General features: G+C 59.0%; 20 protein-coding genes and 5 tRNA genes. All 25 read left to right on the top strand.

Features of this window, described 5'->3' with window-relative positions:
• The first annotated feature begins 17 nt into the window (after nt 1–17).
• The 25 genes from AAAX34_RS06330 (at nt 18) to AAAX34_RS06210 (ending at nt 24,643) form a co-directional block, all read left to right on the top strand.
• On the top strand, nt 18–995 hold the full coding sequence (locus AAAX34_RS06330) for an acetylxylan esterase (protein ID WP_195246822.1): 978 nt from the start codon (nt 18–20) through the stop codon (nt 993–995).
• Nucleotides 988–1,839: an acetylxylan esterase gene (locus tag AAAX34_RS06325; RefSeq protein WP_349110462.1), complete on the top strand. Its 852-nt coding sequence runs from the start codon at nt 988–990 to the stop codon at nt 1,837–1,839. Before AAAX34_RS06330 ends, AAAX34_RS06325 begins: the two co-directional genes overlap by 8 nt.
• Nucleotides 1,840–1,907: 68 nt before the next feature.
• On the top strand, nt 1,908–2,828 hold the full coding sequence (locus AAAX34_RS06320; RefSeq protein ID WP_349110461.1) for a dihydrodipicolinate synthase family protein: 921 nt from the start codon (nt 1,908–1,910) through the stop codon (nt 2,826–2,828).
• Nucleotides 2,829–2,998: 170 nt separating this feature from the next.
• Entirely contained in the window at nt 2,999–3,964 is a 966-nt protein-coding gene (locus AAAX34_RS06315; protein ID WP_349110459.1) for an ROK family protein, read from the top strand.
• A gap of 70 nt (nt 3,965–4,034) precedes the next feature.
• On the top strand, nt 4,035–4,721 hold the full coding sequence (locus AAAX34_RS06310) for an N-acetylmannosamine-6-phosphate 2-epimerase (RefSeq protein WP_022094877.1): 687 nt from the start codon (nt 4,035–4,037) through the stop codon (nt 4,719–4,721).
• A 101-nt stretch (nt 4,722–4,822) separates the two neighbouring features.
• Nucleotides 4,823–5,743 (top strand): RNase adapter RapZ, encoded by a 921-nt coding sequence (gene rapZ, locus AAAX34_RS06305; protein ID WP_022094878.1) that lies wholly within the window; start codon nt 4,823–4,825, stop codon nt 5,741–5,743.
• Between the two features lie 6 nt (nt 5,744–5,749).
• Nucleotides 5,750–6,679 (top strand): DNA-binding protein WhiA, encoded by a 930-nt coding sequence (whiA, locus tag AAAX34_RS06300; protein ID WP_022094879.1) that lies wholly within the window; start codon nt 5,750–5,752, stop codon nt 6,677–6,679.
• Nucleotides 6,680–6,872: 193 nt separating this feature from the next.
• Entirely contained in the window at nt 6,873–7,898 is a 1,026-nt protein-coding gene (gene gap / locus AAAX34_RS06295; protein WP_055310510.1) for a type I glyceraldehyde-3-phosphate dehydrogenase, read from the top strand.
• Between the two features lie 140 nt (nt 7,899–8,038).
• A complete protein-coding gene (locus tag AAAX34_RS06290; protein WP_349110457.1) occupies nt 8,039–9,229 on the top strand; it encodes a phosphoglycerate kinase in 1,191 nt (396 codons plus the stop codon).
• Nucleotides 9,222–9,989 carry a triose-phosphate isomerase gene (tpiA, locus tag AAAX34_RS06285; protein WP_022094882.1) on the top strand — a complete coding sequence of 256 codons (768 nt, stop codon included), beginning with the start codon at nt 9,222–9,224 and terminating at the stop codon, nt 9,987–9,989. The genes AAAX34_RS06290 and tpiA overlap by 8 nt, the downstream gene beginning before the upstream one ends.
• A 5-nt stretch (nt 9,990–9,994) precedes the next feature.
• Complete coding sequence (gpmI, locus tag AAAX34_RS06280; RefSeq protein ID WP_148332797.1) at nt 9,995–11,548, top strand: 2,3-bisphosphoglycerate-independent phosphoglycerate mutase; 1,554 nt, start codon at nt 9,995–9,997, stop codon at nt 11,546–11,548.
• Between the two features lie 164 nt (nt 11,549–11,712).
• Nucleotides 11,713–11,967 carry a preprotein translocase subunit SecG gene (gene secG / locus AAAX34_RS06275; RefSeq protein WP_006236144.1) on the top strand — a complete coding sequence of 85 codons (255 nt, stop codon included), beginning with the start codon at nt 11,713–11,715 and terminating at the stop codon, nt 11,965–11,967.
• Nucleotides 11,968–12,260: 293 nt separating this feature from the next.
• A complete protein-coding gene (locus AAAX34_RS06270) occupies nt 12,261–13,937 on the top strand; it encodes an ABC transporter substrate-binding protein (protein WP_349110455.1) in 1,677 nt (558 codons plus the stop codon).
• Nucleotides 13,938–14,093: 156 nt separating this feature from the next.
• Complete coding sequence (locus tag AAAX34_RS06265; protein ID WP_349110454.1) at nt 14,094–15,131, top strand: ABC transporter permease; 1,038 nt, start codon at nt 14,094–14,096, stop codon at nt 15,129–15,131.
• Nucleotides 15,132–15,145: 14 nt separating this feature from the next.
• The gene (locus AAAX34_RS06260; RefSeq protein WP_055310513.1) at nt 15,146–16,081 is read left to right on the top strand and encodes an ABC transporter permease; all 936 of its coding nucleotides are present in this window, start codon (nt 15,146–15,148) and stop codon (nt 16,079–16,081) included.
• A gap of 2 nt (nt 16,082–16,083) precedes the next feature.
• Entirely contained in the window at nt 16,084–17,175 is a 1,092-nt protein-coding gene (locus AAAX34_RS06255) for an ABC transporter ATP-binding protein (protein WP_055310514.1), read from the top strand.
• Nucleotides 17,175–18,203, top strand: a complete 1,029-nt coding sequence (locus AAAX34_RS06250) for a dipeptide ABC transporter ATP-binding protein (RefSeq protein ID WP_022094888.1) — start codon at nt 17,175–17,177, stop codon at nt 18,201–18,203. The genes AAAX34_RS06255 and AAAX34_RS06250 overlap by 1 nt, the downstream gene beginning before the upstream one ends.
• Nucleotides 18,204–18,793: 590 nt before the next feature.
• A tRNA-Leu gene (locus tag AAAX34_RS06245) sits at nt 18,794–18,883 on the top strand.
• A gap of 59 nt (nt 18,884–18,942) precedes the next feature.
• Nucleotides 18,943–21,288 (top strand): SpoIIE family protein phosphatase, encoded by a 2,346-nt coding sequence (locus tag AAAX34_RS06240; protein WP_349110453.1) that lies wholly within the window; start codon nt 18,943–18,945, stop codon nt 21,286–21,288.
• An 81-nt stretch (nt 21,289–21,369) separates the two neighbouring features.
• Nucleotides 21,370–22,116, top strand: coding sequence for an anti-sigma factor antagonist (locus AAAX34_RS06235; RefSeq protein WP_349110452.1), 747 nt, complete (start codon nt 21,370–21,372; stop codon nt 22,114–22,116).
• A gap of 105 nt (nt 22,117–22,221) precedes the next feature.
• Nucleotides 22,222–22,297: transfer RNA gene (locus AAAX34_RS06230), tRNA-Gly, on the top strand.
• Between the two features lie 34 nt (nt 22,298–22,331).
• Nucleotides 22,332–22,405: transfer RNA gene (locus tag AAAX34_RS06225), tRNA-Cys, on the top strand.
• Nucleotides 22,406–22,447: 42 nt separating this feature from the next.
• A tRNA-Gly gene (locus AAAX34_RS06220) sits at nt 22,448–22,523 on the top strand.
• A 178-nt stretch (nt 22,524–22,701) separates the two neighbouring features.
• Entirely contained in the window at nt 22,702–24,435 is a 1,734-nt protein-coding gene (locus AAAX34_RS06215; RefSeq protein ID WP_349110450.1) for a glycoside hydrolase family 13 protein, read from the top strand.
• 132 nt (nt 24,436–24,567) lie between these two features.
• Nucleotides 24,568–24,643, top strand: a tRNA-Gly gene (locus AAAX34_RS06210).

The raw sequence follows: 24,643 nt of genomic DNA, 5'->3' as shown, positions 1-24,643 counted from the left end.
GGTTGGGTTCACGAGCCATGCCAAGTGCTCAGGAGCTACAACATCAATTTGGTGAATATCGAGGCGCCATGCCCCGTCCATCAGATTTCGATCTCTTTTGGAAGGATCGCATGGCCGAGGCCGACGCCGTCGGGCTTGACTATGCGATCGAGACGGCATCGGTCACCGATGCCGCGACCTGCCAGCTTTTCGACCTCTGGTATACCGGCATGTGTGGCGCGCGCCTGCATGCCAAGTACCTTAAACCCGTCTCGGACGAGCCCGTGCCATTGGTACTTCAGTTCCATGGGTATCCGGGTGCAAGCCGCAGCTGGTTTGAGCAGGCGTCGTTTGCGGGCATGGGCATGGCACTCATCGCCCTCGACTGCCCCGGCCAAGGAGGTCCCTCCGAGGACATTGGTGGATTTGAGGGCACAACGGTTGCCGGGCATATCGTCGCCGGTATCGACGGCGACCCTGCCAACCTCTACTATGTCCGCTTGCACCAAGATATTCGCATCCTGTGCCGCATCGTTCGCGAGCTCGAGGGCATCGATCTTGCGCGTGTGTTTGTGAACGGCGCGTCGCAGGGCGGCGGTTTGGGCATTGCGACCTGTGCGCTTAACAGCGAGCTTATCAATCGCGCTGCCATCCTCTATCCCTTCCTGTCAGATTTCCGCCTGGTCTGGGATTTGGATGCCGACGACATTGCCTACGAGGGCCTGCGCTATTGGTCTCGCTGGTTTGACGAGGACTCGACTCGTATTGACGAAGCCTATGCCAAGCTGGCGTACTTCGATTCCAAGAACTTTGCCCCTATGGTCAAATGCCCCGTGCTGTTTGGCACCGGCACAGCCGATATCGTCTGTCCGCCAGCGACGCAGTTTGCGGTCTATAACAACCTGACCTGCGAAAAGCGTCATGAGTTCTTTGAAGGCTTTGGCCACGAGGAGATTCAGGATTTTGACGATCTGATCATTCCGTTTTTCTGCAAGGGAGGGGAGGCTCATGTCTAAGTGCGAGAGCAATGTTGACGAGCTGATTGTCCCCGGGCTCGTGGGAATTCCTGGAACGGTTTCGTCAAGGCTCGCAGAATATCGGGACTGGCGCGGTGATGTCCAAGCAGATGTTTCTGATTTAGAGACATGCGCTTCGAATCTTGAGATTCAAGGCCTGGCCATTACGGCGATTGACTTTGTTAACCCCTGCGCCCGTTACTCGGAGGTTTCCTTTGAGCTCGGTGACCATGCGGTCCACGCTCGTTTGATTGAGCCTGTTGGTCGTGCCCGAGTATCTGAGCGCGTGCCGCTGTGCCTGATGTTCCACGACATCGATCGGCCTGTGCGCGGCTGGCATCACATGACGAGATTTGCCGCCATGGGATATGCCGTGCTTGCACTGGATGACGATGTTGCTGGTGCGGACGACCTGCAGCGGGGAATTGCTTCGCCCGCTTTTGTCGAGCGCGTCCGTTGGGGCTGCGCGTTGGCGAAGGTCGCGCGCAATCTTGATGGCATGGACCCCGACCGCATCTTTGCATGGGGCGAGGGCCTTGGCGGCGGAGTCGCGCTGGCGGTTTCTGCTCTGGACGAGCAGGGTCTTGCCTGCACGGCGGTTGCCAATCCAATTCCCGGTGGCCTCGAGGCGCTGTCGTCTCGGGTGCGCGGATCGGTGCTCATGGGCACATCGCTTATGGACGCCGTGAGCGATCCCAAGGGTCAGTTTGCTGTATTCAACGGTCTTGAGTGTGACCGAAGGCATATCATTTATGCCAAATACGCTCACGAGCGCATCAATGCGTTCGAAAACGAAGTCGTCGACTTCTTTAACCAAACGTTCTACCCGTGTTCTTTGGCCTAGACGGCTTGGACACTGCCAACAAGAGTGGGTGGCATAGGGCCGCCCGCCAGACAACTAAGGAGATTCTTGTGGCAACTCAGAAATTCACCGGCGTTATCCCTCCCGTCGTTGTTCCCGATACCGAAGACCACCAGCTCGACGTTGCATCCTTTGACCGCAGCATCAACCGCATGATCGATGCCGGCGTCGATGGCCTGTTCTTCCTGGGCTCCTCGGGCGAGGTCGTCTTCTCCACCGACGAGCGCCGTCGCCAGATTGTCGCCGAGGCCGTGCGCATCGTCGACCACCGCGTTCCCGTTCTGGTTGGCATCATCGACACCGAGACCGAGCGCATGATCGAGCATGGTAAGGTCGCCCAGGAGCTGGGCGCCGATGCGCTTGTCGCCACCTGCCCGTTCTATGCCCTGCAGGGCATGACCGAGGTCGAGGAGCACTTCCGCATCCTGCACGAGGAACTCGACCTTCCCATCTTCGCCTACGACATCCCCGTGTGCGTCCACACCAAGCTCCCCTGGAAGCTCCTTGCCAAGCTCGGCGCCGAGGGCGTCCTTGCCGGCGTCAAGGATTCCTCGGGCGATGACATCTCGTTCCGCTACCTCGTTCAGGAGAACGAGAAGAATGGCCATCCGATGAGCATCCTCACCGGTCACGAGGTCGTCGTCGACGGTGCTTACCTTGGCGGCGCCGACGGCTCCGTTCCGGGCCTCGCCAACGTTGAGCCCGAGGGCTACGTGCGCCAGTGGAAGGCCGCTCAGGCCGGCGACTGGGCTACCGTCAAGGCCGAGCAGGATCGCCTCAACGAGATCTCCCACATTTGGGATGTCACCTCGGGCGTCCAGGGCTATGCCGGTGGTGTCGGCGCCTTCAAGACCGCTATGAACCTCATGGGCATCTTCGACAGCCCGACCATGCCGCGCCCGGTGAAGGCCATGACCGGCGAGAACGTCGAGGCTATTAAGAAGGTCCTCCAGGACAACGGTCTCCTGTAAAGCTTCCCCAGGCACCCGATCTTGGGGCTCAAGTGGCCGGGCGTGACCCATTAGGTCAACGCCCGACCACTTTCACCCCAACCTCGGGCACCTGGGAAACCTTTATCATGCTGCGGCGATAACACCGCCTTCATTTCCTGTAGTTGTTTTTATCTCCTAAGGAGAACGACATGGAGAACAAGTACGTCTGCTCTGTCGATATCGGCGGAACTAAGATCGCGACCGCCATTATGGAGTACCCGGCTGACGGCAGCGTGCCCCATCCCGTTTTTGAGGCCGAGGTTCCTACCGAGGCCCAGGAGGGCGGCGAGGCCGTCTTCCAACGTATCGAGGCGTCCATCAAGGCTGCCCTTGAGGCGAATCCCGATGTCGAGGTCCTCGGTGTCGGTATCGGTGCCGCAGGCGTCGTCGATCCCAAGACGGGCGCCATCGCGTATGCCAACGAGATTATGCCCGGCTGGTCCGGCGTTCAGTTGGGGCCGCGTCTGCGCGAGGACCTTGGTCTCCCCGTTGCCGTTGTGGGCGACGTGCAGGCTCATGCTCTGGGCGAGGCCCACTGGGGCGTCGGCAAGGGCAAGTTCTCCGTCTTGTGCCTGGGCATCGGCACGGGCATCGGCGGCGCATATGTCGAGAACGGCCGCGTGATGCAGGGCTTCCATGGTGCTGCCGGTCATATGGGCCACATCGAGTGCTCGGCTGCCGCCGGCATTCCCTGCGCCTGCGGGCGTTCCGGTCATCTTGAGTCGGTTGCTTCGGGCACTTCCATTGGTCGTATGTACGATGAGCGCTTTGGTCGCGTCGACCCCAGCCGTCCTTCGGTCGGTCGCGATGTGAACGACCTGTGCCGTGCGGGCGACGCAAAGGCGACCGAGGTCATCCATGACGCCGGTTTTGCGCTGGGTGCCAGCTTGGGCTCGCTCGCTAACATCCTGGACCCTGAGGTCATCGTGCTTTCGGGTGGCGTGATTCACCAAGGCCCCGATTGGCGTTCACAGACGTGGAAGGATTCGGTGCACGAGGGCTATGCCAGCCAGGCGCTCGATCCGCTTCAGGACACGCCGATCCTCATCGGTTCTCTGGAGGGCGATGCTCCGCTCATCGGTGCCGCTGAGCATTTTCTTGCCTCGTTGAAGTAAACGTATCTTCTGTAGGAGCCTCCCGAGACAACACGCCTCGGGAGGCTGTTCTGAGAAAGGTTACAGCCTTATGACCGTCGATCCTTTGATTCAATCCCTGAAGGGCAAGCTCGTCGTGAGCGTTCAGGCGTATATGGGCGAGCCGCTTCGTACGCCCGAGACCATGGCTCAAATGTCGCGTGCTTGCGAGCTCGGCGGCGCCGCCGCCATTCGCTGCCAGGGCCTTGCCGACATTGCCGCCATTAAGGGTCGCTGTGAGGTTCCCGTCATCGGCCTGTGGAAGGATGGGCACGAGGGCGTTTACATCACGCCGACGCTGCGTCACGCTCGCGCCTGCGTTGCTGCCGGTGCCGATATCGTGGCGATCGACGCCACCGATCGTCCGCGCCCCGATGGCAAGACGGTCGAGGATACCTTCCGCCCGCTGCACGAGGAGGGTGTGCTCCTGATGGCGGATTGCGCCACCATCGAGGACATTCGCCGTGCGGTTGATATGGGCTTCGACCTGGTATCCACCACGCTTTCTCACGGCGTCGCCGCCATCGACTGTACCATGGCCGATGGCCCCGATCTGCCGCTCCTGCGTCAGGCGACCGAGGAATTCCCCGGTCTTCCCATCATCTGCGAGGGCCGCGTGCACACGCCCGAGGAGGCTCGCGCCGCGATCGATGCTGGCGCCTGGGCCGTTGTCGTCGGCACCGCCATCACGCACCCCACGAGTATTACGAGTTGGTTCAAGGCTGCGCTTGAGGCGTAAGACAGGCCTCGTATCCGCTCGGGGCGGTATACTCAATATAGGCAATTGACCGCGCGGGATCCGGGTTGCTGGGTCCCGCGCTTGTTTTCGGGAGGCAGCACATGCAAAAGGGAGATGCCATGGATGCGGCGGAGCGCTCGGAGCGCATACCCGATATCGTCATCATCACCGGAATGTCCGGATCGGGCCGCACACAGGCCATGCACGTGTTCGAGGACATGGGCTATTTTTGCATCGATAACCTGCCTCCGCGTCTCATCGCCCAGCTTGCCGAGCTCGTCGGCATCAATACGGGCGTGGGCAGGCATCTTGCCGTCACCTGCGATTTGCGTAGCCAGGGACTGTTTGACGAGCTGCTCGATGCCGTTGCCGCACTCGAGGAGCGCGAGATGAGCTGCGACATTGTGTTCCTGGAGGCGTCTGACGAGGTGCTGATTCGTCGCTACAGCGAAAATCGCCGCCGTCATCCCATTGCCAAGCCGGGGGAGACTACGGCCGATGCCATTCAGCGCGAGCGCCTTCAGCTGCAGGGCGTGCGCGACCGAGCCGATATGATTATCGACACGAGCCGTCTGCGCACCTCTGCGCTGCGCAACAAGCTACGTATGGCATTTTCCGAGCTGTCCGACCAGCAGCTCATGGACGTCCACGTGTTCTCGTTTGGCTTTAAGCACGGCATGCCCGTCGAGGCGGACATTATGATCGACGTCCGCTTCCTGCCTAATCCGTTCTACGATCCCGAGATGCGCACGATGACCGGTCTCGATAAAAAGGTCTCCGATTTTGTTCTGGACCATCCCAAGACGCAGGAGTTTTGGAAGGCTTGGACACAGCTGCTCGATACGGTGATGCCGGGCTATATCGCGGAGGGTAAGCCGCAGCTTTCTATCGCCATCGGCTGCACGGGCGGCCAGCACCGCAGCGTTGCCATTGCCGAGGCCACGGCCCGTTACCTGGAAGGCGCTCAGTACCACGTGAGCATCTCCCACCGCGACCTGTCGCGCGCCAACACGAAGGCATAGGCCTGCATGTCGTTTACCGCTGAGGTGCGCGACGAGCTTGCGCGCTGCGAACCCGAATGTGAATACTGCGACTTGTCGACGCTTGCCGCCCTCACGCGTGTGAGCGGTACGCTCTCGCTTGCCGGCTCTGGGCGGTATCGTTTGACGGTTGCGACTGAGACGGGAGCCGTCGCGCGCACGATGATCACGCTGACGCATCGTATCCTTAAGCTCAAAACGGAGTTCACCGTCCGCAAATCTGTCTTGCATAAGGTTCGAAACTACCTCATCACCTTGCCTGATCAGCCAGACCTGGATAAGGCCTTGGTTCTGCTGGGTATCCTCGACCGTAGGGGAGGACTTGTCGCCGGCGTACCCCGACATATCGTTGCCCGTCCTTGCTGTAGACTTGCCTATATCCGCGGCGCGCTCATCGCGGGCGGCTTCGTTGCCGATCCACGCGGCGATTTTCATTTGGAGATCGCTGTGCAGGGCGAGCAATATGCCAAGGGGCTCTGCGATTTGTTGGAGCAGATTGGGGTCCATGCTCGTGTTAATGCACGGCGGGGGTCATATGCCGTGTACATTAAGAGCGCCGAGGAAATCGAGCATCTATTAAAGCTGATTGGTGCCAAGCGCAGCGTTGCCGAGATTGAGGAGGCGCGCGCGGTCAAGTTGGTTAAGAACGATGTGAACCGTCGCGTGAATGCCGAGCTCGCCAACCAGACCAGAAGCGCCGGTGCTGCCCAACATCAGCTTGCGCTTATCGATGAGCTCGAGCAGCGTGGCCTTCGCGATGCGCTTCCGGATGCCTTGGCGGTCTTTTGCGACCTGCGCGAGCGCTATCCCGATCTTTCGCTGCGTGATTTGGGGGAGATGGCTGACCCTCCCTTGTCGAAGTCAGCCCTCTACCATCGTGTTTTACGGCTTGAAAAGCTCATTGAAGCAAACAGGTAGTTTGAAGTAACGACTTATATATGGATTTAGCTGCTATTTTAGTCTTTAAAACGTTTTAACGTAAATTTGATTTTCAATTTCGAGCATTCTCGTGAAATTCAAGTCAAAAAAAAGGTATATTAGGCGAGTGGTTAGTTTGTGGGCCTCAACGGCGGGCGCTGTAGCTCGCGGGGGCCTTACGAAAGGAGACACAATGGCAGTAAAGGTTGCTATTAACGGCTTCGGTCGCATCGGTCGTCTGGCTTTCCGTCAGATGTTCGGTCATGAGGGCTCCGAGATCGTCGCTATCAACGACCTCACCTCTCCCGATATGCTCGCTTACCTGCTGAAGTACGACTCCACGCAGGGCAACTACGCTCGCGATCACGAGGTCGTTGCTGGCGAGGATTCCATCACCGTTGACGGCAAGGAGATCAAGATCTACAAGGAGGCCGACGCTAACAACCTGCCTTGGGGCGACCTTGACGTCGACGTCGTTCTCGAGTGCACCGGCTTCTACACCAGCAAGGCTAAGGCTCAGGCCCACATCAACGCTGGCGCCAAGAAGGTCGTCATCTCCGCTCCGGCCGGCAGCGATCTGCCCACCATCGTGTACAACGTCAACCATGAGACGCTGACCGCTGAGGACAACATCATCTCCGCTGCTTCCTGCACCACCAACTGCCTCGCCCCGATGGCCAAGGGTCTGAACGACTTCGCTCCCATCGTGTCCGGCATCATGACCACCATCCACGCCTTCACCGGCGACCAGATGCCGCTCGACGGCCCGCAGCGCAAGGGCAACTTCCGTCGCTCCCGCGCCTGCTCCGAGAACATCGTCCCGAACACCACGGGCGCTGCCAAGGCCATCGGCCTGGTTCTCCCCGAGCTCAACGGCAAGCTCATCGGTGCCGCCCAGCGCGTCCCGACGCCGACCGGCTCGCTGACCAACCTCTACGCCGTCGTTGACAAGAAGGTCACCGTCGACGAGGTCAACGCTGCCATGAAGGCCTACGCCGAGACCATCTCCGAGACCTTCGCCTACAACGAGGACCAGATCGTCTCCCGCGACATCGTCGGCGAGACCCACGGCTCCATCTTCGACGCCACTCAGACCATGTGCTCTGACCTCGGCAACGGCCAGACCCTCGTTCAGGTCACCTCTTGGTACGACAACGAGAACTCCTACACCTCTCAGATGGTCCGCACCATCAAGTACTTCGAGAAGTTCGTTGCTTAATTTAGCTTTTAGCGAATAGCTCGTTGAGCGTCTAAAGAAGGGCGCGGCCTTATAGGGCTTACACCCTAGGGTCGCGCCCTTTTTATAAGAAATCGTCTGCCGTAATGGGAGGCAGACACGTACGAAAGGTAGAAGCAAACATGGCCTTTACCAAGAAGACCGTCCGCGACATCGATGTCGACGGAAAGCGCGTTCTCGTCCGCGTTGACTTTAACGTGCCTATCAAGGATGGCGTCGTTGGCGACACCACCCGTATCAAGGCTGCCCTGCCCACCATCAACTACCTCGTTGAGCACAACGCTCGCGTCATCCTCATGAGCCACCTCGGCCGTCCCGAGGGCACCGGCTTCCAGCCCGAGCTGTCCCTCGAGCCCGTCGCCAAGAAGCTCGCTGAGCTCTCTGGTCTCGACGTTGCCTTTGTCGCTGACACCTACGGCGAGAAGGCTGCTGAGGCTGTCGCCGCCGTCGAGCCGGGTAAGGTCCTCGTTCTCGAGAACGTCCGTTTTGACAAGCGTGAGAAGAAGAACGATCCCGAGATCGCCAAGAAGCTCGCTTCCTATGGTGACGTCTTCGTTCTCGATGCCTTCGGCACCGCTCACCGCGCCCAGGGTTCCGTCGTGGGTCCCGCCGCTTACCTGCCTGCCGTCGCCGGCTTCTTGCTCGAGAAGGAGGTCGACACGCTGACCGGCATCTTCGCCGAGCCCGAGCGCCCCTTCGTCGCCATCGTCGGCGGTTCCAAGGTTTCCTCCAAGATCGGCGTTCTCGATCACCTCATCGACTCCGCTGACACCCTGATCATCGGTGGCGGCATGGCCTACACCTTCTTCCTGGCTCAGGGCCTGTCCGTTGGTCAGTCCCTCAAGGAAGAGGACTGGGTCGAGCGCGCCGGCGAGATGCTCAAGAAGGCCGAGGAGAAGGGCGTCAAGATCCTGCTCCCCATCGACAACCGCGTTGCCGATCACTTTGGCGAGGACGCTGTCGCCGAGGTTGTCGCTTCCGACGCTATCCCCGACGATCGTGAGGGTATGGATATCGGCCCCAAGACCGAGGAGCTTTACGCCGAGGCTGTCAAGGGCGCCAAGACCGTGTTCTGGAACGGCCCCATGGGCGTCTTCGAGTTCGACAACTTCGCTCACGGCACCCAGGCTATCGCCGAGGCTGTCGCCGAGGCCGACTGCACCTCGATCATCGGCGGTGGCGACTCTGTCGCAGCTGTCAACAAGTTCAACCTGGCCGACAAGATGAGCTGGATCTCCACCGGTGGTGGCGCTTCCATGGAACTCGTCGAGGGTAAGGCCCTGCCCGGAGTGGAGGCGCTTCTCGATGCCTAATCGCACCCTTCTTATCGCTGGTAACTGGAAGATGAACAACGACGTTGCCGAGGCCGCCAAGCTCGCCGACGAGCTGGCTCAGGCTCTGCCCGAGGTTCCGGCTGGCGTCGAGGTGCTCGTCTGCCCTCCGACCATCGACATCACCACGGTTCATGACCGCATTCAGGCTGCCCCCATCGCCCTCGGTGCACAGAACGTGTACTGGGAGGCCAAGGGTGCCTTCACCGGTGAGTCCTCTTGCGACATGCTCAAGTCCGCTGGCTGCACCTACTGCATCATCGGTCACTCCGAGCGTCGCGACTACTTCCACGAGACCGACGAGGACCAGAACAAGAAGGCTAAGGCTCTCGTTGCCGCCGGCCTTGTTCCCGTCTTCTGCTGCGGCGAGTCCCTCGAGGTCCGCGAGGCTGGCACCTATGTCGAGCACGTCGTGAACCAGGTCAAGGCTGGCCTTGCTGGTCTTGAGATCACCTGCCCCAAGCAGGTCGTCGTCGCCTACGAGCCCATCTGGGCCATCGGCACAGGCAAGACCGCTACCGCCGAGGACGCTCAGGAGGTCTGCGGCGCTATCCGTGAGACCCTCAAGGAGATGTTCGGCGAGGAGCTCGCCAACGGCATCCGCGTGCTGTATGGCGGTTCCGCCAAGCCCGGCAACATCGCCGAGCTCGTCGCCAAGCCCGACGTTGACGGCGCCCTCGTGGGCGGCGCTTCGCTCAAGGCTGCCGACTTCGCCTCTATGGTCGTCAAGGCAGGCGAGTAGGACATATGGCACAACGTCATCTTCCTGCACTCCTGATCATCATGGATGGTTGCGGCCTTGCTCCGGCCGATGGCGAGAACGCCGTCGCCGCTGCCAAGACGCCCTTCCTTGATAGCCTGTACGAGAAGTACCCCCACACCACGCTCGGCGCTTCGGGCGAGGACGTGGGCCTTCCCGACGGCCAGATGGGCAACTCCGAGGTGGGTCACCTCAACATCGGTGCCGGCCGCATCGTGTTCCAGGAGCTTTCGCGCATCAACAATGCCATCAAGGACGGCTCCATCGCCAAGAACGAGGTTTTTGTCAAGGCTATGGACGATGTCAAGGCTGACGGCAAGACTCTCCACCTCATGGGCCTTATGAGCCCTGGCGGTGTTCATTCTCATATGAACCACGTTGAGGCTCTGGTCAAGATGGCTGCCGAGCATGGCGTCAAGACCGTTCGTGTCCACGCCTTCATGGATGGCCGCGACGTCGACCCGCAGTCCGGTGCTGGCTACATGAGCGAGTTCTGCGCCTTCCTGGCCAAGATTTCCGAGGAGACCGGTTGCGACGCTCGCGTTGCCACCGTCTCGGGTCGTTATTGGGCGATGGACCGCGACAACCGTTGGGAGCGCATCCAGCGCGCCTACGACGTCATGGTCAACGCGTCCGATGCCGATGTCGACCCCGTTGCCGGTATCAAGGCCTACTACGAGAAGGACCCGCGCGGCGACGAGTTCGTCGAGCCCTTCGCTGCCCACAACGAGGGCATTCACGAGGGCGACGCGGCCATCTTCTTCAACTTCCGTCCCGACCGCGCTCGTCAGATGACCCGCGTGTTCACGGACAAGGAGTTCGACGGCTTTGAGCGCGAGCAGATCAAGCTTTCGCACTTTGTGACGATGACCGAGTACGATCCGACGTTTGACGTCGAGGTCGCCTTCCCCAAGACGTTCCCCGAGAACGTCCTGGCCGACGTTATCGCCGCCAATGGCCTGAAGCAGCTGCACACTGCCGAGACCGAGAAGTACGCCCACGTGACGTTCTTCCTCAACGGTGGCATCGAGGAGCCCAAGGAGGGCGAGGAGCGCGTGCTCGTCGCTTCCCCAAAGGTTGCTACCTACGATCTGCAGCCCGAGATGAGCGCTCCCGAGGTTACCGAGAAGCTCGTCGCCGCCATCAACGAGGATCGCGCTGATTTCTACATCGTGAACTTCGCGAACTGCGACATGGTTGGTCACACCGGTGTCTTCGACGCTGCCGTTAAGGCTGTCGAGGCTGTTGACGATGCCCTGTCCAAGGTTGTCCCGGCGATTCTCGCCAAGGGCGGCTTTGCACTGATTACCGCCGACCACGGCAACGCCGATCACATGTTTGACGTTGCTTCCGACGGTTCCAAGCATCCGTTTACGGCTCACACCACCAACCGCGTGCCGTTCATCATCGTTGATGAGAAGGCACAGCTCACCGGTATCGAGGACGGCCGTCTTTCCGATATCGCTCCGACCATGCTCACCATGGCTGGTATTGAGCCTTCCGCCGAGATGACGGGCCGCGTGCTCGCCACCGAGGCCTAAGAGAAAACAAATACCGTTTTCTAGTAAGGGGGTTGTCCACAACCGGACAACCCCCTTTTTGGTATTTCTGCCATTTCCACCCCGTCCTTGAGTGGCAGGTAGGGGAGAGCGGGGGATTGTGGTACAGTACTGGAGTTTGAACTGTTCTATTAAGGAGCTTATCTATGGGTCCGTTCCAGATTCTTCTGTTTGTCGTTTGGGCTGTCTCTGCCGTGGCGCTGACGATTCTCGTCCTGATGCATTCCGGTAAGGGCACCGGCGTTTCGGATATGATCGCTAGCTCGCTGTATAACTCCAGCTCTGCCACGGGCGTCATGGAGCAGAACCTCGATCGCCTGACGGTAATTATGGCCGTTGTTTTTGCCGTGTGCGTCGTCCTGTGCATGTTCTTCTTCCCGCAGGGCATCGTGGGCTACTAAGCATCGGCGTATATACGTTTGCAATGGGTCTCGCATGTGCGGGACCCTTTTTGTTTACATATTTGTAACAGAGTCAAAATATCCCCACATACTTCGCCCAACTAAAGAAATTCTCGACCGTTAACCGGAATTAGCCCCAAATCGTGCATAAAATGCGCTACTGTATTACGAAACGTTGGTTCGTTGTGCATAACCAGCCATAGCAGCGGGCGGCGTTTTGATGGTTCGGATCGGATTGTCTCGACATATGTCCGACTGAACATTTCTTTGTCCTATATCATAAGGAGGATGGCATGGCTGATTCTATGTTCCACCAGCCCGTTATGGGTCGTCGCGCCTTTGTTGGCGGCACCCTCGCTGCGAGCTCCATGGCTTTTCTTGCCGCATGCGGCAAGAAGGGCGGCGACACTTCCAGTTCTGAGTCCGGTTCGACGCTGAACTTCTACATCAACAACCCGGTCTGCATCGACCCCTACAATGTCCAGGAGGACCAGGGCACTCAGGTCGAGTACCAGCTCTTTGACGCTCTGACCTCTTATGACGCCGAGAAGGGCGAGATCGTTCCGCTGGCTTGCGAGTCCTTCGAGGCCAACGACGACGCCACCGAGTTCACCTTCAAGATCAAGAAGGCCAAGTTCCACAACGGTGACGACGTTACCTCCAAGTCCTTCAAGCTCGGTTGGGAGCGTCTGGTCAACACCAAGTCGGCCATCGCTACCGAGTATGGCCCTTCCGAGGTCTCCTATCACCTTTCCATGGTCGAGGGCTATGACGATCTGCTTGCCGGTAACGCTACTGAACTCAGCGGTGTTACCTGCCCCGACGATGAGACCCTCGTCGTCAAGCTGTCTTCCGCTTACGCCGACTTCCCCTTCGTCGCCTCTCACCCGGCTCTGGCCCCGGTTCCCGAGTGCGCCGAGTCCGATGCCAAGAGCTTCTACCTTGCACCGGTCGGTAACGGCCCGTTCATGATGGACGGCAAGTGGGAGGATGGTCAGGAGATCAACCTCAAGAAGTTCGACGATTACTATGGCGACAAGGCCAAGATCGATGGCATCCACTTCCAGGTCATCAAGGACATGGAGACCGCTTACAAGGAGTTCCAGGCCGGTAACCTCGATGTCTGCGACGTTCCCGTTGCTCAGATCGACGCCGCCAAGAAGGATCGCGGCGTGTCCAAGGACGGCTACACCATGGGTGACGGCGAGCGCATGCTGCTCGGCTCCGAGCCTTCCACCTACTACCTGACCTGCAACAACACGGCCGAGCCGTTCAACAACGCCGACCTGCGCAGGGGTATCTCCCTGGCCATCAACCGTGAGGCCATCTGCAAGACTATCTTCAAGGGTACCCGTACCCCCGCCGACGGCATTGTTCCTCCGGGCATCGATGGCTACAAGGAGGGCGCATGGGAGTTCTGCGCCTACGACGTCGACAAGGCTAACGAGTACCTCGACAAGGTTGCTCCCGCTGACGCTAACGGCGATCGTGGCATTAACGTGACCCTTTCCTACAACCAGGACGGTGGCCACAAGGAGATCATGGAGTCCATCATCGGCGACCTCGCCAAGGTTGGCGTTACTGCTGTCTCCGATACCCCTGAGTGGTCTGCCCTGCTCGAGCAGTATCAGAACTTTAACTATCAGTTCGGTCGTCTGGGTTGGATTGCCGACTACCCGATCATGGACAACTTCCTGTATCCGCTGTTCCACTCCGACTCCCTCGGTGGCGACAACCGTTCCGGTTACAACAACCCCGAGTTCGACGCCAAGGTCGACGAGGCTCGTACCACGGTTGACGACGACGAGCGCGTCGCTAAGATGCAGGAGGCCGACGCAATGGTCGCTGCCGACTGCCCGGTCATCCCGGTGATGTTCTACACGCACACCATCGTCGGCTCCGATCGCATCAAGCACCTCTATGTCGATCCGCAGAAGCACGCCGAGCTGGGTACTGCTGAGCTCGCCTAAGAGTTTGCAGCTTCCGTGAGGGTCAAGTATTTACGTAGACCTCATGGGAAACATACAGTTCTCCCTAACCTGGGGTAAACTGGCTGATGGTAATTTTGGGATGCCGGTCTGGCGATCGGCATCCCATTTAGGTTAATACCTAGATAGGGGAGTGCTATGGGTAAGTACATCATTAAACGTGTGCTTCAGTTCATCCCGGTATTTTTGGGCGTTACGCTGATTCTGTTCGCCCTCCAGAATATCGTGCCGGGAGATCCGATCAAGCTGATCGGTGGAGACAAAGCTCTGTCCCCCGAGGTGGAGCTTCAGCTTCGCGTCCGCTATCACCTGGTCCAGTCGGACGAGGACGGCAACGCGATCCTTGACGAGAACGGCGACCCCGTTCAAACGTCGCTCGTGGACCGTTACTTGTATTACATGAACGGCCTGCTTCATGGCGATCTGGGCAATTCGTATCAGCGCAAGCTGCCGGTTACGGAAATCTTTGCCCAGAAGTATCCGTATACGGTCAAACTTGCCGCGTGCGCCATCGTGCTCGAGGCAATCATGGGTATCGGTGCGGGTATCATTTCGGCGGTAAAGCGTTATTCCTTCTGGGATATTTTGGTAACGCTCACCACGTCGATCCTCGTTGCGGTCCCGGCCTTCTGGCTCGGTATGTTGCTGCAGTTGTTCTTTGGCGTCATCCTCAAGGACGCTACGGGCGGTGCAATCTCCATGCCGATCTCGGGTGCCGGCGGTTCCAGCTCTCAGTATCAGGATTGGATGCACTATGTGCTTCCGACCATTACGCTGGCTTCGGTTTCGACCGCTTATGCCGCCCGCATTATGCGCTCGCAGCTGCTTGACGTCATGAACCAGGATTACATCCGTACGGCAAAGGCCAAGGGTCTCTCCAATCGCGCGATCATCGTCAAGCATGCGCTTAAGAATGCACTCATCCCCGTCGTTACCTATATTGGTGTCGACTTTGGTGGCATGCTTTCGGGCGCCATCCTGACCGAGACGGTTTTTAACTGGCCCGGTATCGGCTATGAGGTCTATCGCGCCATTAGCATGCGTGACTGGCCCATCGTTATGGGCGGCGTTACGCTCATCGTCGTCGTCGTCATGGTGATTAACCTGCTCGTCGACATTAGCTATGCATTCCTCGACCCGCGCATCCGCCTTGGCGGTCCGTCGGATAAGGCCTAAGGGAGGTACGTCTCATGCAGGAAACTGATTCTCAGTCTCAGGAGCAGGCTACCGCCACCAAGGCCGCATCTGCTCCCGCCAAGTCCCGCACGCTGTGGGGCGACGCTTTTAAGCGTCTTCGCAAGAACAAGCTCGCCGTTATCGGTGTCTGCTGGATCATTATCGTCGTTTTGGTTGCCCTGACCGCAGATCTGTGGGCTAAGCCCTGGCTCGGTTCGCCGACGGCTTCCGACTCGACCACCATGGCCGAGACGTCGCTGTTGGCTCCGTGTGCAGAGCACCCGTTTGGCACCGACGCCCTTGGTCGCGACATTCTCGTCCGCGTTATCTACGGTGCACGCGTTTCGCTGTCCGTCGGCATTATGGCCACCGCGATCTCCACGGTGATCGGTCTGGTCATGGGCGCTCTGGCAGGTTTCTACGGCGGGATCTGGGATACGATCATCATGCGCTGTGCGGATATCTTCCTAGCGTTCCCGTACGTGCTGTTCGTTGTCGCCATGATCGCCGTTATCGGTCGTGGTCTTCAGAACGTCTTTATCGCCATCGGCATTCTCGGATGGCCTTCGATTGCGCGCGTCTTCCGCTCTGCAATCTTGACGGTCAAGGAAAACGACTATGTTGATGCTGCGCGCGCGATGGGTGCATCTGATGCTCGTATCGTCGTGCGTCACATCTTCCCGAACTCCGTCGCCTCCATCGTGGTCTACGCGACCATGAACATTGGTGGCGCCATCCTGACCGAGTCCGCTCTGTCCTTCCTCGGCATGGGCGTTATTCCGCCTACGCCTTCGTGGGGCTCCATGATTCAGGACGGTCAGCAGTATCTTCTGACTGCTCCCTGGATGATGATCATGCCCGGTCTGGCAATTCTCTCGACGGTGCTCGCCTTCACCCTGCTGGGTGACGGTCTGCGCGACGCCCTCGACGTCAAGATGAAGGACGCATAAGGATGAAGAAGAACAAGAACTATGTGGACCTGAAGGACCAGCCGGTTCCCGAGGGCCAGCATCTGCTCGAGGTCGATGACCTAAAGATGTATTTCCACACCGAGGATGGCGTCGTTCGCGCTGTCGACGGTGTCTCCTACACGCTCGATCGCGGCGAGACCCTCGGTGTCGTCGGCGAGTCCGGCTCCGGTAAGTCCGTGACCGCCATGACCATCATGGGCCTTATCTCGATGCCTCCGGGAAAGATTGAGGGCGGCGACGTTCGCTATCGCGGTCGTTCTATCCTCGAGATGACCGAGGAAGAGATGCAGCACATTCGCGGTAACGATATCGCGATGATCTTCCAGGATCCTATGACCTCCTTGAACCCGGTCTATAAGATCGGCAAGCAGGTAGGCGAGGGCCTTCGTCTGCACCGTGGCTACTCCAAGCAGGAGGCGCTCAAGCGCGCTACCGAGCTTTTGGACCTCGTGGGTATCCCCGAGCCCGAGAAGCGCGTCAATGAGTATCCGCACCAGTTCTCCGGCGGTATGCGTCAGCGTGTCATGATCGCTATGGCTCTTGCCTGCGATCCCGATATCCTAATTGCCGACGAGCCCACGACTGCCCTGGATGTTACCATTCAGGCTCAGATTATTGAGCTTATGCAGGAAATGCAGGAGAAGAACGGCAACGCCATCATCATGATCACCCATGACCTGGGCGTTGTCGCTGATATGGCCGACAAGATCATGGTTATGTACGCCGGCCGTCCCGTCGAGTTCGGTACTGCTGAGGAAATCTTCTACGAGAGCCGCCACCCCTACACCTGGGGCCTTATCCGCTCCATCCCGGAGCAGGCCATCGATGAGAAGAAGCCGCTTACGCCGATTCATGGCAACCCGCCTTCGCTCATGAACCTGCCCGAGGGCTGTGTCTTCTCTCCTCGCTGCCCCTATGCGACGGATAAGTGCCGCAAGCAGCGCCCCGAGCGTTTTGTTACCGAGTCTGGTCACTATTCTGCGTGCCACTACGCTGGCGACCCCGAGTTCCTCAAGAACGCTCCTGTGACGTCCCGTACGCGCAAGGATTCCAAGAAGGGAGGCGAGGCGTAATGGCAGATACCAACGAGCGTACTCCGCTGCTGAAGGTCGAGCACCTCTCTAAGGAGTTCCCCGCTGAGTCCGGCATGTTCGCCAAGCGCTTCTCCAAGCGTGTCGTCTCTGCTGTAAACGACATCTCTTTTGAGATTTATCCGGGCGAGACCTTTGGTCTGGTTGGCGAGTCTGGTTGCGGTAAGTCCACCACGGGCCGCACCATCATGCGTCTGACCAAGCCGACCGCCGGTAAGGTGTTCTTCCAGGGCAAAGATGTTGCCGAGATGAGCAAACACGAGATCAAGGACATGCGTCGCGAGATGCAGTTTATCTTCCAGGATCCTTATGCTTCGCTGAATCCCCGCATGACCATCGGCGAGATCGTCTCCGAACCCATGACCATTCACGGCGTGGGCACCAAGGAGGAGCGCATTGAGCGTGTCCGCGAGCTTCTCGACGTTGTCGGACTGAACCCCGAGCACATCAACCGCTATCCTCATGAGTTCTCCGGCGGTCAGCGTCAGCGTGTCGGCATTGCCCGCGCGTTTGCTCTGAAGCCCAAGCTGATTATCTGCGACGAGCCGGTTTCCGCTCTGGATGTGTCCATTCAGGCCCAGGTTCTGAACCTGCTCAAGGAACTGCAGGACAAGTTCGGTACCGCGTATCTGTTTATCGCTCACGACCTGTCCGTCGTGCAGCACATTTCCGATCGCGTTGCCGTTATGTATCTGGGTAAGATGGTCGAGGTTTCGGACTGGAAGACGCTCTATAGCGAGCCTCACCATCCGTACACGCAGTCGCTGCTGTCTGCCGTGCCGGTTCCCGATCCGGATATCCAGAAGACCCGTAAGCGCATCATCCTCGCCGGCGATCCGCCGTCACCGCTGGATCCGCCGACCGGCTGCCGTTTCCACACTCGCTGCCCGATCGCGCAGGGTATCTGCTCTGAGAAGCTTCCCGAGTTTAAGGAAGTCGCACCGGGTCACTGCTGCGCCTGCCACTTCGCGGAGCCGTTCCCGATCAAGGAATCGCACATCGACCTGTAGTCGGTTGTTCTCGTCCGGGCCCGCCCTGAAGTTACTTTTCAGAACGTCCTCGGACATGCAAGAAACCCCCGCTGCGCACTTCGTGCGGCGGGGGTTTCTTGCGTCCTGCGGAGTGTTCTGAAAAATAACTTCAGGGCGGGCCCTGCGGCAACTCGGCAGGGGGAGTGCGATTCCTCGATCGCTCACTTTATCTAATAGGAAAGTTAGTGAGGCCGGAGCTTTAGCTCCGGCCTCCTTATATAAGGGCTCGGCAAAGCCGAGCCACCAAATTTGCATCAGCCCCCAGAACATGTTTGAGAACTGTGTCCGGAGTACATACTCCTAGGGCCGGAATGAGGTTGCTTTCCAACGCATTCCGCATGGGGTGGCATTATTTTGTAGCGCGAAGCGCGGAGCAAAATAATGCCGCATGCCCGAGGACGCGTTGGAAAGCAACCTCATTCCGGCCCGAACAGGTCCGTCTACCTGCGTATTTACAAATTCGTAAACTTTTTTGAAAAAAGTGCTTGCACAGTTCTCGAATCATAGGTTATTATCTTCCTCGTTGAACGCGCGGGTCCAACAAAATGAACCGCGAAACAACATAGCATGTCGGAGTGGCGGAATTGGCAGACGCGCTAGCTTGAGGTGCTAGTGACCGCTTTTTGGTCATGCGGGTTCAAGTCCCGCCTCCGACACCATCGCATTTGAGAAGCCTCTTCGGAGGCTTTTTTGTTACCGATAGACGGTGGGGTCCACGATGGAAACGCTTGAACGCAACGAGTGGGCAGACGTTGCCCAACTAGTCGAGATCACGAGCGATGCTGTCATCATCTGCGAGCTTGACGGAACAATTCTGCATGTGAATAATCGCTTACTTGGTTTGATGTGCGAGGAACGCGCCGACGTCATCGGTGGAGATGTTAAAGACGTCCTGTACTCATCCGCTTTTGAACGTGCGACGGAACATCGTCTGCCATTTGAAACTGATGGCTCCGAGAACGAATTGATGCTCAAGCTGAGTGACGGCTCCTTTATCCCCGTCTTGGTTCGTGCGGGCTCCGTAACGCCTCCACGCATCTTTGGGCGCCGCGCACCACGTGTCCTTGTGGCGCTTCATAGTATCGAGGAACAGTATTCTCACGACCGTCAGCTCAAGCGTGCTCTTTCGGAGCTTAGAGTGGCTAACAAGCGCCTCTCTGGCACGCTCTCGGTCATTATGAGTACCGTGGGCTCCGATGAGCTGCCCAGCCTACTTGATACCGTTTTGAACCAGCTTGTAGGAACGCTCGATGCTTCGGGTGCCGCTATCTATTTTTCTGAGAGCGGCGGTTTTAAACTTCGCGGTGTTTCCAAGGAACTGTACGACAGCTACCTGCCTGAGTTTTTGCCGTATGGCGCTGGCATTCCGACGTATGTTCTTCGTGAGTCGCGTGCCTGTCGCTTGTCGATTCAACAGGACCTTGAGGGTGATAAGGCCGCCTCCGGTATGTTCATGGACCTGGACAATCGTTCTAAGCACCTGTTGCGCATGCAGGATATGCCTCCGTACCGCAGCGAGATCTGTCTTCCTGTTTTTTACGGTACGCAGATCCTTGGCGTGCTGGAAGTTGGTTGGAAACGCCCTCAGGCACCGCTCGCCTATGACGTTAATGTGCTCGAGGTCATTTGCGATTACCTGTCTATCCAGCTGGTCGGCATGGCATCGAGCCTTCGCTCCCGTCGCACGGCCGAGCTTGGCCGCTCGCTCAATGTCTTGCGTGATGAGTTGTTTACCTTTCTAGACGATTCCGCCGCGGCTACCCAGGCGGTATCGTCCGAGATCTGCAATATGCTTAACTGCCATTTTTGCCCTGTTGAGTATGACGCCAGTCTGGATTCCTACGTCATAGATTTTGAAGGCGGCAGTCGCGTTGCTTTGCCGGACGATCCCGAGAAGCTTTTCTTTTCCACGACGGCGCCGGCGGCACGTCTGGGGGCTGGCCCTGATGGCTTTGAGGCATCTGTTTTGGGCGGCACGAGTGCCGAGGACCTTAAACACGTCCGTATAACTCGCGTTGACGAATCGATGCCTATGGGAGGCTGGCTTAGGGCGCATGGTCTGCCTTGTCAAGGTCTCTACGTCGACTCCGGCATCGAGGCGGGGCGCCCGCGCTCTGAGGGTGATGGCAAGCACAGTAACGACGCGATTGTTCCTGCTTCTGTTGCGAAGAGTCCGACGACGCGCGCGCTGCTGCTTCGTGATGGTAGCCAAGAGCCGATTGATGACCTTGAATATGACTACTTGGTGCACTTGGCGCATGACTTTGAACTGATCTACGAAGGCGAATCTCAAAAGCGCGAGGAGCGCCATATCGCTCAGACCCTCCAGATCGGCATGAGAAATTCCCTGGGGGATGTTCCGGGTATCGCAACCGATTCGGTGTACCTGTCGGCCACGAACTCGGCGTTGGTCGGCGGTGATTTCTATACGCTCATCCGACTTCCCGACGACTGCGCCGTCATGATTTTGGGTGATGTGTCTGGCAAAGGCATTGAGGCCGCATCGATGTCCGCGCTCGTCAAGACGGCCCTGACGGCATATGCCTGGGAGGGCGCTGGCCCGGCCCGCATGGCACGCTCCCTTAACAGCATGCTCATGGGCTTTTCGAGGGTCGAGACGTTCGTGACGGCCTTTATCGCCAAGATTGACCTTAAAGCCGGACGCGCAACGTATTGTTCGGCGGGCCATCCTCCGACCATGGTCATCAGGCCAGAGTCGATGCCGCTGGGCGGCGGCGTGGCCCGCGGGGGAGAGGTCGAACTGCTTGGATGCCAATCGGGCGTAATCGGCGCATTCGAAGGCATGGTTTACGAGACGGGCGTGTTTACGTTCGCTCCCGGCGACATGCTCTTCATGTATACGGATGGAACGATTGAGGCCCGCGACCGCACCGGAGCGTTCTTTGGCGAGCAGCGCCTTCGTGACCTTCTGCTCTCTGTCTCGGGTGAGGGCGTATCGGGAATCTGCGGCAAGGTCTTGGGCGAGCTCGACCGATTTACCGAATCGGCGCTGGACGATGACATTGCATTGGTGTCCCTTGAGTTTTTGCGGGGCCGGTCCTAAACAGCGACGCTGGGCGCGTCGAATCCGCACGGTTGCGGAAACGCATGCATCGAACAAGCTCTTTTGGGGAACCATGGTCGTATGAATGAGTGGAATGACATAGCGGTTTTGACGCCACCAGGCGATATCGACATCGCCACGGTGCCTGCGCTGCGTCGGCGGTTGGATGCTTTGATTGGCCGCGGCGTGCGTCGTGTTGTCATCAACTGTCAGGCTGTTAGCTTTATCGATTCGACGGGCTTGGCATTCCTGCTTACGCGCGCTCGTGAGCTCATGAGGCGAGAAGGCCTGCTTTCGCTCGTCAATGCATCGGGTGAAGTTGTTCGCTTTTTGGAGATTGCTCGTCTTGTCGATATCCTTCATGTCGCGGGGCCGGCACGGGAGTCTATTCCCGCCATTCCGGTGGGGGAGCTGCCTCGCTGGAGTAAGAGCGTCGAGGTCCGTCAGGGTATCGAGAATCTTCCATACTACCGACATCGCATCGCCGAACTCCTTGAATCGCTTCCGTTGCGCCGTGACGAGCGCTACGATGTCGCATTGGCGTCGGGGGAGGCGCTGGGTAATGCCTATGACCATGCGGGCGGTATCGGGTGCGTCCTGACGGTTCAGGCCTATGGCGATCGCGTTGTGGTTGAGGTGCTTGATCGAGGTGCCGGCTATTCTATCGATGTAACGAGCGAGCCGGTCGCATCCGAGGAGCGCGGCCGTGGCATCAAGCTTATGCGTATGCTCGTCGATAACGTGGAGGTTGCTCGTCGTACGGACGGCGCCGGCACGCGCGTACAGATGGTGAAGCTGTTTAGCGGAGCGCTGGAATCGTGTGCCTAGCCAATCGCTTTAGCGCGTTTAGCTACTAAGAACATGCGGCAGACAAGTTTTTTGAAAAAAGTACTTGCGTCTTTTGGACAACTCGCGTAAATTAATAACCCGCAAGCGGACATGGCTCAGTTGGTAGAGCACAACCTTGCCAAGGTTGGGGTCGCGGGTTCGAGCCCCGTTGTCCGCTCCACTGCATTTCCGGACCGTTTAGGCGGTCCTTTTTCGGCGAAGTGGCCAAGTGGTAAGGCAGAGGCCTGCAAAGCCTTTACCCCCGGTTCGAATCCGGGCTTCGCCTCCAGGCAACATCCGGGCGCTCCGGCGCCCGTTTTGTTTTACATATGCGGACATGGCTCAGTTGGTAGAGCACAACCTTGCCAAGGTTGGGGTCGCGGGTTCGAGCCCCGTTGTCCGCTCCAAACGCAGCAGCCCGACTACTACGGTAGCCGGGCTTTTTCGTACCCATCGCCTGGGCTCGAACCCGAGAGGGAGCGAGCGTTTTGGGTCGTGGCTGTGGCGTTGTTTGCCGCGAATGTCCGCTTTGGGCGTATCATCGTGGGGATCTCGCAAAACCTCGTTGCAAGGGAGATGCGCCCCATGGCTACAGAAAAGTCTTCTTCGCGCTCATGGATGTCCGACGCCGCGATCTATCAGATCTACCCGCGCTCGTTTAAGGATTCGACTGGTTCGGGTCTGGGCGATATCGCGGGCATTACCCAGCAGATGGACTATCTTGAGCGACTGGGTATCGAGGCCATCTGGCTGAGCCCGTTTTACCCATCGCCTCTTGTCGATGGTGGCTATGATGTGGCGGACTACTGCGATGTCGACCCACGTCTCGGCTCGCTTGACGACTTTGATGACATGATCGCTGCGGCTCACGCGCGCGGCATCAAGGTCATCGTCGACATCGTGCCCAACCATTCATCCAACCAGCACCCCTGGTTCAAAGCCGCTCTTGCCGCCGGCCCCGGATCGCCCGAACGCGCCCGTTATATCTTCCGCGATGGTCGCGGCGAGCACGGTGAGCTGCCTCCCACCAATTGGAATGCCAACTTTGGCGGCCCCGCTTGGACGCGTGTTGCGGACGGTCAGTGGTATCTGCACATGTTTACGCCCGAGCAGCCGGACTTTGACTGGTCATGCCCCGAGGTTCATGCGCTCTTTTGCGACGTCCTGGCGTTTTGGAGCGATCGAGGCGTCGATGGCTTTCGCATTGATGTGGCGCAAGGTCTCGCCAAGGATCTCGACCGCGATGACCTCGACCGGTGGCATCTCGCCGAGGGCGATGACATGGTTGACGACGGCACCCATCCGCTGTGGGACCGCAATGAGGTCCACGAGATCTATCGCGAGTGGCGCCGCGTGTTCGACCGCTATAATCCGCCGCGCAGTGCCGTTGCCGAGGCGTGGGTGCTGCCCGAGCGCCAGTATCTCTATGCGCGTCCCAGCGAGCTTGGCCAGACATTCAACTTTGAGTTTGCCAAGGCCACTTGGACCTATGATGACATGCACACTGCAATCGAGAAGGGCTTGAAGGCAGCCGTCGAATCCGATTCCGCCTCGACCTGGGTACTCTCCAACCACGACGTGCCGCGCGTGGCGACACGCTATGCCCTGCCGCAAATCAAGGCGACGCGCTACCACCAGATTGCGCTCGACTGGCTCTTACGCGACGGGTCGTCTTATGACGAGGACCGTGAACTCGGCGAGCGCCGCGCGCGGGCAGCCCTTTTGCTTGAGCTGGCGCTTCCGGGCTCGGCATACGTGTATCAGGGTGAGGAGCTCGGCCTTTTTGAGGTGGCTGACATTCCGTGGGCCGCACTCGAAGATCCCAGTGCGGCCAATACGCACGGACCGAAGCGCGAGAAGGGGCGCGACGGCTGTCGCGTGCCCCTGCCGTGGGTGGCGGCGGACGATCCCGCGCAGGGCGGATCGTTTGGGTTTTCGCCGGCAGACGCCGATGCGGCGCCCCATCTGCCGCAGCCTGCATGGTTTTCCGATTATGCTGCCGATAGGGAAGAAACGGACCCGACATCGATGCTTGCGCTCTATCGTGACGCCCTCTGGCTGCGGCGCAAGCTGCGCGGGTGCGCCAACGATCTTGCGTGGCTCGATCTTGACGGGCGCACCGGTCTTGCGGATGGTGCCGAGGGCGCTGAGGGCGGCGTCATCGCCTATCGCCGCGATAACGGCTGGGCGTGTGTGACGAACTTCGGTGCAGCACCCGTGGAGCTGCCGGCGGGCAGGGTCCTGCTCACCTCATCACCGCTTGCAGACGGCAGGCTCGCGCAGGACAGCTCTGCCTGGATCATGCTCGGTGAGATGTAGGGGCATCTCGCTGCGAGCCTGCGTTTGTTCGCGCCTTTCGTGACGACTGATGCCCTCGCGAGAGCGTCGCAAAACTTTTCAAAAAAAGTTCTTGCATAGGATGCGGGCATCACGTAAGATTAATCCTCGTAAGCGGACATGGCTCAGTTGGTAGAGCACAACCTTGCCAAGGTTGGGGTCGCGGGTTCGAGCCCCGTTGTCCGCTCCA

It is taken from the genome of Collinsella sp. CLA-ER-H4, from assembly GCF_040092395.1.
Taxonomy (GTDB): Bacteria; Actinomycetota; Coriobacteriia; order Coriobacteriales; family Coriobacteriaceae; genus Collinsella.
This window is presented reverse-complemented; position numbering and strand designations above follow the sequence as displayed.